This is a genomic window from Desulfosporosinus fructosivorans (genome assembly GCF_004766045.1).
GTDB lineage: Bacteria > Bacillota > Desulfitobacteriia > Desulfitobacteriales > Desulfitobacteriaceae > Desulfosporosinus > Desulfosporosinus fructosivorans.
The window spans coordinates 785,398-797,127 of the sequence record NZ_SPQQ01000002.1; the positions used below are offsets into that span (position 1 = coordinate 785,398).

The following is an 11,730-nucleotide window of genomic DNA, read 5'->3' on the forward strand; positions in this document are numbered from 1 at the left end:
TTTCTGACCACGCAGCTCGAATGACTCTATTTGAAGAAAAGGAGTTTATTCAGGCCATCACGAGTCGAATGCAGGTTAAGTAAATTAGGCGAGACCAATTTTCGGAATTCTAAGTGAACTTGATACAACAAAAACGGAAGGCATCTCCATTTGTTCCTCTAAAGATTGTACTATTTTAATGTTTATTCAAGTATCTCTGGCACTTCAAAGACCCTTCTTTAATACAAAAATTCAGATTCCACCTCGCGATGGACACCCTTACCCTTGGCTATGTGCTTGGCACTATCCCCGCACTTGGGAGTTGCACCCGTTAGAATGCGCCCATGCCGGGCGCACTACATAAAGGCACCAGCTTGTTAAACCGATGCCTTGGAAAACAATGATGACTACGCTAACTCTCTAGTGAAAAATACTATTCCCGCTCTATCTATATGACTTTTCAATTCTTCATGGTTCAAATGTGAATAATCCACAATATCAAAGAAATATGGCATAGGGCTTTCTTCCTCTAAAATGGCATGAAGCCTTGATAAAGTTGAAAAGGAAATATCATCTCCCCAAATTGCTATATCCAAATCGGAGCCGGGCTTATAGTTCCCCTTAGCACGAGATCCAAAAATTGCCGCCTTTTCGATCTCAGAAAATTGCTGCATAGTTGTGATAATATTGTCCAAATCCCCGTCTCGAAGTCCGAAATTCATGCCATGCCCTCCAAAGCAGAAAATAGTTCTTGCAACATTCCATAATAAGTTGTACGAATAAGCTTTTCAGCTTCATTTGTTAAATTTTCATCATAAGTATGGGCCATAAGATTTCTTTTTTCAAGTGCATCAATCCATACATGCCCATCTGAGGTCCCTCTGGAGAGATAAAACCAGCTGCGTTAGATTATTCTACCACAGCTGGTTTCCTTGTGTACCTTATGCAAATTTGAGGCAGCGTTTTGATCATCTTAGTGCTTAATCAATTGGAATCGCTAGCATTTCATGGTTGCTTTTTGAATATCGACAAATCTCCTACTTCAATCTCAGAATTCCGCACCAACGATACGAGTTCTTTTACGGTAACCGGCTCGGACAATGTACCAAGCACAACAATATATTCAGCACTCACGGGCGGTGAGCCTTTAACTCCACAAACCTGAAACCGTCGATTTTTTCCGCCATGCACGGGCTAAATTTCCACACGTTTATACTCGCTTGTACATTTCCCCCTACCAGGTTCTCTATGACTACTGGTATGCCGGAGGGCTTCCCGTCTCACATAGCGAACTTGACTGTCTTCAACTGCTTGAATTTATTATCGATCATAAGCTCAAGCTAGGCGTCCAATATTGTTCCTTAGAAAACAAGCATACTGCTCAAATCTACCAACAAAATTACGGTAAACAAGTGGCTAAGACACAGTACTTTTCACCGAAAGACTATTTCTATAAATCAGCTAAAGTGTTCGGCGCGGACATTCCTAAAGCGCTGGGTGTCTTTAAAAAGCAGCGTTACACAAACTATTTAGTCAATGACGACTACCAATTTCTCGAATTCCACGTTAAAAAGGTTAAAGCACTCATCAAGTTGGATATTGAAGTAGGGATCTCGTATAATGTGATGGAAAAATGAGATGACGGGAGTTACCTGCGAGAATTAAGGCTTGATGTGACCACGCCGAAGGAGTTCGACTTGGAGTCAGATATATAAACCTTCAACACAAAAAGTCCTTTCCCCAGCAAGAGGAAAGGACTTTTTGTCGTTATACGTTGCATGCACAGTTATTCTGTATGGGTTTCTTAGACTAAGACTGCCCAATCATTACCGAAACTGCAGAAGCATAGAAGACATACCGACCTATGAACTCACCTACGACAACCATGATGAGAGCGAGGTAAACCACATTAACAGGTATGGACTTTGTATTAGTCGCTTTCCCTAATCCATAGTAGAGAAGACCTACACCGACAAGAGAGAGAACCCCGTATACTACCAGGGGAAACAAGTAGCTTCCAGATAGTAGTTGCGCTGACGCTATAGATGCGGCCACTCCGCTTCCGAGTCCTGAGATGAAGACTGGAAGATAGATAAGTTGAATGATTACTGCGACTATACCAATTAGACTGACTTTTTTAAGAATCGTGAGGATTTCCGGTGAGAGTGCACTTCCCTTTGCTCCATAAGCGATGAAGCTTGCCGCCCCCAGACTACCTAGAGCAAATGTCGTCCCAAAGAAAGCGATGTACGTATTTGCGTTATCCCAAGCTGGACGGACAGAGGTACCATAGATATTCACCATGCTAAAAATGACGAGTAGTCCGACCAGAGAGGTTAGCCATCCTAAGCCGTTACCTACAGTCTCTTTCTGATAAGCCTTATAGCTTACAAACCACAGCACGAAGAATCCCCCAGCTGTCAGAATTTCACGACTTAGCCATGATGAACCAAGGTTCAGGATGGATCGATAGGCACCCGTCGGGGTTCCCAGGTGAAAGAGCGAGAATATAAGGGCTAGCGCCATGAGTGGCCCTACGGCTAGAAAACCGAAGCTTGTCAGACGTTTAGCTGATGGAGCATCCTTTTGGGCTAATATGGAGCGAACGAGCACGAGAAGAATATAACTTCCGACTGCTAGCTGACAAATTAAAGTAAACATCATTAATGGCCATTCTTCAGCAAACATCCATCAGGCCTCCTTTTTATCACTTGAGTAGAATCTACTTCAGGGCTTCCTTGTTGGGTTTCATTGTCAGAGATGGGTGGGTCATTCCCGAATCAGGTAAGCCCTTGATATCGGCAATATTGCCATGTTTTTTACGCAGTTCTTCTATCTCTCCGAATTCAAGAGCTCTCATTTGGCAAGCTTCTACACAAGCAGGTTGTCCCCCTGCATCAATAATATCCACGCAGAAATTACACTTTCCGGACTTTCCTTTAGATTCAATATATTTGGGTGCTCCATAAGGGCAAGACCAAGTACACAACTTACAGCCGATGCACTTCTCCTCGTCAAACATGACGATCCCGTCTTTCTCCCTTTTATACAGTGCACCTGTCGGACAGTTCTTCGTACATTTAGGTTCTGCACAATGATTACAGGCTATGGAGAGATTGTACGCCCAAGGTTTCGGAAACGTTCCTCCTTCGAAATTATAGACCTTTCGAAAAAGAGTCCCCACCTCCAAATTATTCTTATCATTACAGGCAATTTGACAGACTTTGCAGCTCGTACAAACTGTCATGTCATAATAAAATCCTAGTTGTGCCATTTTTCTTCACCTCTCTTAGAAAATGATTCGTTGCGGCCATTTAACATCTGGATCAAGGGGCTTATCATACTTCTCTACCTTGACATTGCATGAATTATAACCACTATGCCCTTGCCCAGTTGCGATAGGTCCATTAAGAATCCCGGTGTTTCCAGCCTTATCTACCCCCGCTTGCTCGTCCATTTCAACCCAGGCCCCTTCTCCCAACGCCACAACGCCTGGCATAATGCGCTCCGTGACATAGGTGGGACGGATCACGGATCCATGTCGGCTGGTTACTTTGACGATATCATTGGTTTTAATTCCTAATTTCGCAGCATCGCTGGCATTCATCCAAAATTCTTGTGGGAAAGCTTCCCTTAGCCAAGGCACATTGTCTAATGTCGAATGGGAACGTCTATTATAATGGATGGTAATAATTTGGTAATTAAAGCCATCCTTTAATCCATCCTCATACCCTTCCAACGGGGGGTCGTACTTAGGGATCGGGGATTTTGTAGTGAAGCCAATTTTTTCGATCTTCTTCGCAAGCGTATCGCAGTAAATTTCGAATTTACCGCTGGGAGTTGCTAATTTCTTTCCAACTGGATCTGCCAAGAAATCCTCAAAACTCGTAAATTCCAATTTATCACCACGAGATCTCGGGACTTGATAAATTCCCTTTTCCTTAAATTCTTGATAGGAGATGCGACCGGTCTGTGGTGTTCCCTTGGCCCCAAGCCCTTGAATATCTTCACCAGTCAAGGTTACCAATTTTTCATAACCAGATCCGTCGGCTTTCATGACCGATGCACCTGCAAGCAGATTATACAATTGTTGTTCCTCTGAAACCGGGTTAACTATTTTGGTATCAACGCCTAAGCGTTTAGCAATTTCCGTGACAATCCACATATCACTTTTCGCCTCAAAAAGTGGCTTAATCACTTGCGTATGATAAATGAGAATTTCACGATTTCCCGTGAGTAGCCCTCCAAGCCTCTCCCACTGGGATGTAACTGGCAAGACTAGATCCGAATACCTGGCATCTGTGGTTAGAAACAGATTCTGAGCCACTGCAAACTCGACTTTTCTATGGGCTTTTATCCCTTGGGTTGTGCCAGCTCTTTGATTCAGAGTATGACCAAACCAGTTCCATATCATCTGAATATCGACATTTACCTTCTTCCCTTTGCTTTCTGTATATTGTCCCTTAAGAACCGCATCCCACATCTCACCGCTATTAATGCGACTTTTCGCAATAGGGTTGATCACTTTAGGGATGCCGTCACCTCCTGGCTGTACCAATGCTGGCCCTGCATTGGTGGCCGAGTTATGCATATTGGGACTCACTCCAGCGCCTGGTATTCCGATATTTCCTGTCATATAAGCAAGCGTCATCATGGCATGAGGCAAGTGTTCCCCATTATTGATGCGTGCCGGCGCCCCCCCTGAAATGATGGCGGCTGGTTTAGTCGTCGCATATTCTTGTGCAAACTTACGAATAATTTCGGCGCTAACACCACAGATTTTTGAAGCCCATTCTGGAGTTTTCGGTGTCCCGTCATACGTTCCAAGAACATAATCCTTAAAGTTCTCTTTAGGATCTGCACCCTCTGGCATATGGTCAGCGTCAAATCCGATTGTGCAATTATTTAAGAATTTCTGATCGAGTAAATTGTTTGTGAGGATATGATGAGCCATTCCTAAGATCAAAGTTGTGTCGGTTGCCGGACGAATCGGAATCCATTCGTCTCCCAAGGTTCTGGCGGACTCAGTATATAGTGGGTCTATAACAATAAACTTCACTCCAGCCTTTTTCGCTTGTAAATAGTTATAGGTTGGAAGGCCTTGGCTAGACTGAGCAGGGTTTGCCCCCCAGAGGATAATGAGCTTTGAATCACGTAGTCTAAACCTGTCATTTCCCGAGGATGCTCCGCTATTTGGAAGTCCTGTGACGGTACTATAAACATCAGGCCATGATCCCCAGGAGACATTCCCCCAACGCTCTGTACATCCACCATAGGCATTTAGGACGCGTTGAGGCTCCATTCCGCCGCCAGAACCACCAGCAGGTGCAAAGAAACTCGCATTTCCATACTTTTCCTTGATTCGCTTAAGCTCACTCGCCATGATATCCAGCGCTTCATCCCACGAAATACGAACCCACTCGTCCTTACCTCGGAGTTCCTTTTTGCCGCCCCCAGGCTCCCAGTTTTTCCGCTTCATCGGGTATTTGAGTCGATCGGCTCCTAGAACCATTTTCCGGTGGGAACGTCCCCGAGCACATCCTCTTTGCTGTGGAAAGTCTGGGCTATCCGGGTGGGTATCGTCCGTTTTCTGGCGAATGACAACCCCTTCTACCACATAGGCCTTATTTAGGCAACGACCCCCGCAATTGTGCCAACACGCGGCAGTGATCCATTCCCCTTCCTTATTCGCTAACTCACTTGCCTTTTTAGCATCCACTGAAACAAGTCCACAACCGGGCAAAGTTGCCGCGGCGGCTAGCGTAGCCGTCATGCCCAGAAAGGAGCGACGACTGACAGCGTAGTTTTTGGCTTTCTCGATGAGATTGGCCATTAACGGTACACCTCCCAATAATTTTTAATTTGTCTTTAATCCTATGCCTTCTATATCTAAAAGCTCAGCAAGGGCTTCGAGATCTAACCTTAAGAATCCATGCAGGATCCTTGACATTCCGCGATAGAATTCAGTGTCTGAATGCTGGCAGACATTTTGCTGAAACTCGGGTACCCAACGCAGTAGATGTTCCTGCAGAAACCTTTTCTGATTTTCCAAGATGTCTAGTAGCTCGTGTTCATTCTTCTCGTATTTCTCTAAAACCATCACGGACAGTTTATACATAAAGTCCAGTTCAAGACCTAAGTGATCATCGGCTTCATGTTGAAAATGCTTAGGCAAGAATGCATACTTCAGATAAGCAAGTCTGACTTTCAGGGTCTCCTCCTGAAAAAGCAAGCGTTCCTTATTGAGATAGGCTGACTCCCAAGCAGGAGCCTGTAATTCGTAGGGTCCAATAAACAGTCGAGTATAGTCCCAGTGCAAGCGATTATAGATTGTTTCTCCGACTGATTCATATTGCATTAAATCGCTATGAACCTGACGAATCCCCTCCTGAATCTCCCCTTCTTCCTCAGAAAAAGGAAAGGAACCGATAAGATTGTCCTTAGACAAAAGCTTAAGGAACTCGTGGCTAGGTTCTTCCAGAAACGACCGTCTGAGTATATCGTACGCAAAAATCCTCGCTTCGAGCAGAGGCCTAATCTTTGCCAAGCCTCTTAATTGAGTCTCATGACTTAGATTGGGATGCTCAACGGTCTCTATTCGATCATTTGTTAACATGACACTCCTCCTGATTAAGTTGATAACCCTTTATTCGTGATTATGTTCACATTTACCTTTGTACAAGGGTACAACAATTGGTCGCTTTTTTTGTATGAGGAACATAGTCTCTCTTAAATTGCTTTTTAAGCACTTCTATTTACATTTGTGAAAAATTCAGTGTAGATAGTCACTTTCAGAAAGCCACTATCTACACTAATAACTGATATCCTAGTCGGCAGTATATTAATGCTAATTTCCAACTTTCATAGTTTCCTAATTCTTTAACCAGTAACGCTTTTTAAACCTTTTCTGGATAAAAGCGAATGGATGGACGGGCTTGAATGATGGCTAAGGCAAGTAGACCGTCGGTGCTAGGGCGAATTTGTAAGTTGCGATCCGAGATCCTAGCAGTTGGGGTAAATAGCGGATCAATCACAACTAGCTTTGCACCGTGTCCACGGGACAGGTTCGAGCTATAGCGCTGATTGAGTTCCAGTAGTTTCCCCGTGATTAATTCATACGCCTTGTCCAACTTATTCTCTGCCAGTGTCCCGAACCCCTCGGATTTTGCCATAATGGATATCGAAGCCTCTGAGGATGATACACATAGTCGGGATAGGCAATATCCCTTGGCACAGAGTTTGCCTTTCGTATAGCCGTGCCGAAAGTCGCCACTTACTTTTATAGTCTTCCATCGTACACCGTAGAAAGCATACCGCAAGTACCATAACAATTTCGGGGCAAATACTGCGAAAGATCTGAGCCTCTGAACTCACTTAATCCCCCCCTTTTTTGGTGTTAGACCCTCTTAAGATACTTTATTTTAAAAGCCGTCATCAAATTAAGTTTGGTATCAAAGTCGTCTAAATGAGTCTGAAGAATTTCCTCAATTTTTTTTAGCCGATAACGGAGGGTGTTAGGGTGAAGATAGAGACTAATTGCGGTTGCTTTTAAGTTACACTGATTAAGTAAATACTGTTCTAGACTACCCATCAATTTATTGCCTTGCTCTTCATCGTAGCTTTCAAGTACCCCTAGCGTTTCCTTGTAAAATTCTTTTAATTCCTGTAGGTCATGGTGATAGAGAATTCGATCTAGCCCTAAATCACTGAAGAACGGAATCGTCGAGTCGATACCCATCAGTTTACCTAACTCGAGAGCTACTTTAGCTTCTTGATAGCTTTTAAATATATCATCTGGGCTAGCATAAACTCGCCCTACCCCGACGTTTAATCGTCGTCTTGCCAAGCGAAGTTTTGCCCTAGAAAGTACCTGTTCACCCAAGCGCATGATACAAACCTTACTATTGTTCGGTTGTATGTCGATTGGTAAAATGGCGATGATTTGGCCTTTTTTCTGCATTATAATTGGATGATCGGCGTCTTGCTGCATAACTGATTCTACCAAATCAAGTAACGTATCTAACAAATGTTGATCTGTTGTATAGACTTCGTACTCTTCAAGCTCAAATACCAGCACACAATGTGGGCGATTAAGATTCCAACCCCATATTTCCCCCCTGTTGACAATATCTTTTACCTCATCGATATTACTATAAAGCAGGTCGTAAATGAAGGCGTCTTTATATTCGCGTTGTGCATTGAGAACTTGGTTGTTCTTCGTAAATTCCAAGGCGCAAAGACACGCAGCATGCTTCATTATTGTTTGAATTCTTATATCAACCTCGGCTTCCAAGTATGAACAAACAGCCCAGGAGCCTTTTTTGGGGCCCATACACCTTATTAGACCACGCTGGCCAACTATCGTCCATTTTATTGTCTAACCATATCATTCGATCAATAGTCATAATATTATTCTGCGGTTGTTCTTATTGGCAATAAGTGTAAGTTATTGATATTAAGGAACCTTCTGACAGGCCCACAGAGATTTACTGATTTATTAAATGATGTAGACGGGATCAGTAAAAAAGTACTAACCGAAAATCTTCGATCTCTAGAGGAGGACGACATTGTAAGTAGAAAAACTTATGCTGAAGAAATCCCTGTCAAAGTCGAATACAGCTTGAGCAAGCTTGGTGAAACTTTGAAACCTATCTTTGACGTTTTAACTGACTGGGGAAATAATTACAAAGAATTTGTTCAAAATACTTTTGATGAGTTTATTCAGTCCACCACGAGTCGAATGCAGGTTAAGTAAATTGGACGAGACCATGTGCCCTATCATTACTGCTATGAAACATTGGGTTAGGGTATCTGGAGTTAGTTAAAAAAACTCCCGAATTACATAACAATTATCGAAAATGCTTTTCAAATAAAACAATACAGACAAGGGATACCTACATGTTGAGATAAAAATGGCGGTAGGTTTACATCACCTAGCGCCATTTTTTAGACACGATCACGTATTTTTTATCTCGTGCAAAGAGATCAAGACCGCCATTAAAATATAATACTAGATACGGCTCTTCACCCACTGGATGTCCCATAAACTCTTTCCATAAATTTTATAATTACGCTTTTTATTGTTTAACATTTTACCATTCTGTAGGATACTGATTTAGCTTGTTCATCCATGTATATGATCAATCGCCATCTTCTTAAAATCCAAAGTAAGAACCAGAACCACTGAAACTAGGGCAACAGCCGCAAGGAATACAAACACCCCTGTATTTCCAAAATTAGTTGCAATAATACCACTGAACTTATTTCCTATAAATCCACCTGCTGCCGACCACGAATTGATAAATGCAAGGGAAACAGCAATTATCTCGGGGGATAGGAAAGCCGGAGGCATAGTCCAATATGGGCCGTACCAGCTTACAACTGTCGCTCCATAAATTGAAAGCATAGCGATTTTAAATAGCAAGCCGCCGACAGGAAGAAGTATTAGCAGAAATGAAGCTGACAGAATCAACATTGGAGTAATTGCATGCCATTTTCTTTCTCCAGTCTTATCTGAATGATTGCCTACAAGTACCATAGCAATAGCACCAGCGATTGCAGGAATCATCATGATGTAGCCAATAGCGGATGCTGAAAGGCCTACCGTCATGCCCTTAATAAGCACAGGCATCCACATTGCGCCCACCTGCTGTGCAATTTGGATAAACATGTAGATCATCGCCAATTTCCACAGTGTGCCATTTGTAATGATTTTTGCAAAACCTATTTTCTTCGTATGAACCGTGGTGACTGCCTTTTCTGCATCCAGATCTGAACGTATAAGAGCCTTTTCTTTTTCATTCAACCATTTAGCTTTTTCTGGCCCATCTTTCATAATATAAAAGCCAAATAATGCGATGATAGCCGGGAGAATACCTTCAATTAAAAATAGCCATCTCCATCCGGAAAAACCAAACCAATTTGCGTACTGTACCATGTAACCAGCCAATGGGGCTCCAATTATATTTGCACAAGTACCTGATAACATAAATATTGCCGTAACACTTGCGCGTTCCCTACTGGGGAACCATAGAGTGAACCAATACATTACTCCTGGGAAGAATCCTGCTTCAAAAATACCAAGCACGAATCTAAAAGCTGTAACTTGCGCTGCATCTTGTGCAAAGAACGTACCAGCCGTTGCAAGTCCCCACAAGCATGCAATGCTCGGAATGAGTTTACTTGCACCAAATTTTTTCAGAAGCATGCTGCTTGGTATCTGAAAGATAAGATACGAGATAAAAAAGGTAGATGTAATAGTCCCGAAAGCAAGGGCTGAAATACTCAATTCCTTGTTCATGGTAAGTGCTGCAAAACTAATATTTGTTCGATCCATACCATTAAAAAAGTAAAGTGCAAAGACATAGGGAATGATGGCCCACTTAACTTTGGCATATAAACGATTTCGATCAATACTAGATTCCATATCTCGGACCCTCCTTATATTTGAAAAAACAACCTATTGATTGTAAATCTATGCTCTAAATTTACTCTGCAACTAATATCATTTAACAGTAACAATATCTGCATTATCAAGAGCTTTTTGCGATAATTCCTGACCAATTCCTGGCACCTCAGGAACTGTGTAATAACCATTAACTGGCTGATAATCATAAACTCCTAATTCAGTAATATAAGGAGCCATATTGATAACATGATGCTCGTGAATTAAGAAATTTGGCAAAGTTGTCTCTAGCTGTAATGCGGCTGCCTTTGCAATTGGGCTTCCACAAACATGTGTTTGCACACTTACATCGTATGCATGAGCCATATCACATATTTTCTTTGCTTCAGTGATACCGCCACAGTTTCCAATGTCAGGCTGAATTACTTGGACCGAATGATCTTTTAGGAATGGAATATAAGCCCAACGTCCATAAATACGTTCACCCTGTGCAATCGGAATTTTTACTCTTTCTGCAACATATTTTGTCATTTCAGGATTCAATGGAGTTACTGGCTCTTCATAGTAGAAAATATTAAATTTTTCTGCTAATCTGCCAAACTGAACTGCTGAAACTGCATCAGTACCACAATGATTCTCAATGATAATATCTACTTCGTTACCCACTGCCTCTCTAACAGCAGTCAATCTTTCCTCTGCAAGATGCATAACTTCATAGGTCAAAGGCTTAGTTAATTGTTTATGTGTATGAGCAAAACCTTGTCTGTTGTAATTCAAGAAGTCGATTTTTATACAATCATAGCCTTGGCTAATTGCAATTTTAGCTGTTTCAGCATATCTTTCCGGAGCACTTCCCGGCTCACAAGCTTGCCCCCAACCAATTTTTAAATTCTTATCCCAACCAAGCTGCAGTTGACTAGCATATGTTCTTAACTTGGAATTTGTTTTACCACCAAGTAATTTGTAAATTGGAACACCAAATACTTTGCCTTTAATATCCCAAAGTGCCATATCAATTGCACTAATCCCTGCAAAAATGATAGTTCCTCCACCTTGCCCCCAAAATGTTGTCTTCATCAAAGTATCCCAAATTGCCTCAATATTCATTGGATCTTTGCCTATAATTAAAGTAGCAAAATCTTTAATCATTCCAAAAGCAGCAGGTGCACCTGTGCCATAGGCAACTGCCGCTTCGCCATATCCATAAATACCCTCATCAGTATTAATTCTACAGATAATTGGTCTGAAAGCTGGATTCTCAAGGCAGTTACATTGAATTACATCAACACTTGAAATCTTCATTTTTAGTACCCTCCAAATTTTTATTTGACATATGACGTTATACA

General features: G+C 42.1%; 12 protein-coding genes and 1 pseudogene. 2 read left to right on the top strand and 11 right to left on the bottom strand.

The genetic code is table 11. From position 1 onward, the window contains the following. Positions 1-386 precede the first annotated feature (386 nt). The 3 genes and pseudogenes from E4K67_RS07850 to E4K67_RS30570 form a co-directional block, all read right to left on the bottom strand. Positions 387-701, bottom strand: a complete 315-nt coding sequence (locus tag E4K67_RS07850; protein ID WP_135545832.1) for a nucleotidyltransferase family protein — start codon at positions 699-701, stop codon at positions 387-389. Beyond that, a pseudogene (locus E4K67_RS31480) lies at positions 698-841 on the bottom strand (nucleotidyltransferase substrate binding protein); the annotation flags it as partial. The pseudogene E4K67_RS31480 and the gene E4K67_RS07850, both read right to left, overlap by 4 nt. A 143-nt stretch (positions 842-984) precedes the next feature. After that, positions 985-1,170 carry a hypothetical protein gene (locus E4K67_RS30570; protein ID WP_243454364.1) on the bottom strand — a complete coding sequence of 62 codons (186 nt, stop codon included), beginning with the start codon at positions 1,168-1,170 and terminating at the stop codon, positions 985-987. Positions 1,171-1,199: 29 nt separating this feature from the next. Here E4K67_RS30570 and E4K67_RS07860 point away from each other — a divergent pair, with 29 nt between their 5' ends. Further along, positions 1,200-1,616, top strand: a complete 417-nt coding sequence (locus E4K67_RS07860) for a hypothetical protein (protein WP_243454365.1) — start codon at positions 1,200-1,202, stop codon at positions 1,614-1,616. Between the two features lie 172 nt (positions 1,617-1,788). Here E4K67_RS07860 and E4K67_RS07865 read toward each other — a convergent pair whose 3' ends face one another. The 6 genes from E4K67_RS07865 to E4K67_RS07890 all read right to left on the bottom strand — a co-directional run bounded on the left by E4K67_RS07865 (position 1,789) and on the right by E4K67_RS07890 (position 8,311). Next, complete coding sequence (locus E4K67_RS07865; protein WP_135545834.1) at positions 1,789-2,667, bottom strand: dimethyl sulfoxide reductase anchor subunit family protein; 879 nt, start codon at positions 2,665-2,667, stop codon at positions 1,789-1,791. Positions 2,668-2,701: 34 nt separating this feature from the next. Further along, positions 2,702-3,253 carry a DMSO/selenate family reductase complex B subunit gene (locus E4K67_RS07870; protein WP_135545835.1) on the bottom strand — a complete coding sequence of 184 codons (552 nt, stop codon included), beginning with the start codon at positions 3,251-3,253 and terminating at the stop codon, positions 2,702-2,704. A 15-nt stretch (positions 3,254-3,268) separates the two neighbouring features. Continuing rightward, complete coding sequence (locus E4K67_RS07875) at positions 3,269-5,812, bottom strand: molybdopterin-dependent oxidoreductase (RefSeq protein WP_135545836.1); 2,544 nt, start codon at positions 5,810-5,812, stop codon at positions 3,269-3,271. 24 nt (positions 5,813-5,836) lie between these two features. Then, the gene (locus tag E4K67_RS07880; RefSeq protein WP_135545837.1) at positions 5,837-6,595 is read right to left on the bottom strand and encodes a TorD/DmsD family molecular chaperone; all 759 of its coding nucleotides are present in this window, start codon (positions 6,593-6,595) and stop codon (positions 5,837-5,839) included. Between the two features lie 280 nt (positions 6,596-6,875). Further along, positions 6,876-7,151: a hypothetical protein gene (locus E4K67_RS07885; protein ID WP_135545838.1), complete on the bottom strand. Its 276-nt coding sequence runs from the start codon at positions 7,149-7,151 to the stop codon at positions 6,876-6,878. A gap of 224 nt (positions 7,152-7,375) precedes the next feature. Then, positions 7,376-8,311 (bottom strand): PucR family transcriptional regulator, encoded by a 936-nt coding sequence (locus E4K67_RS07890; RefSeq protein WP_135545839.1) that lies wholly within the window; start codon positions 8,309-8,311, stop codon positions 7,376-7,378. A gap of 96 nt (positions 8,312-8,407) precedes the next feature. Here E4K67_RS07890 and E4K67_RS07895 point away from each other — a divergent pair, with 96 nt between their 5' ends. Further along, the gene (locus E4K67_RS07895) at positions 8,408-8,734 is read left to right on the top strand and encodes a winged helix-turn-helix transcriptional regulator (protein ID WP_135545840.1); all 327 of its coding nucleotides are present in this window, start codon (positions 8,408-8,410) and stop codon (positions 8,732-8,734) included. Between the two features lie 369 nt (positions 8,735-9,103). On the opposite strand, the gene E4K67_RS07900 is transcribed toward E4K67_RS07895, so the two are convergent. Next, positions 9,104-10,405, bottom strand: a complete 1,302-nt coding sequence (locus E4K67_RS07900; protein ID WP_135545841.1) for an MFS transporter — start codon at positions 10,403-10,405, stop codon at positions 9,104-9,106. Positions 10,406-10,483: 78 nt separating this feature from the next. Next, positions 10,484-11,686, bottom strand: coding sequence for a mandelate racemase/muconate lactonizing enzyme family protein (locus E4K67_RS07905; protein WP_135545842.1), 1,203 nt, complete (start codon positions 11,684-11,686; stop codon positions 10,484-10,486). Positions 11,687-11,730: the final 44 nt, after the last annotated feature.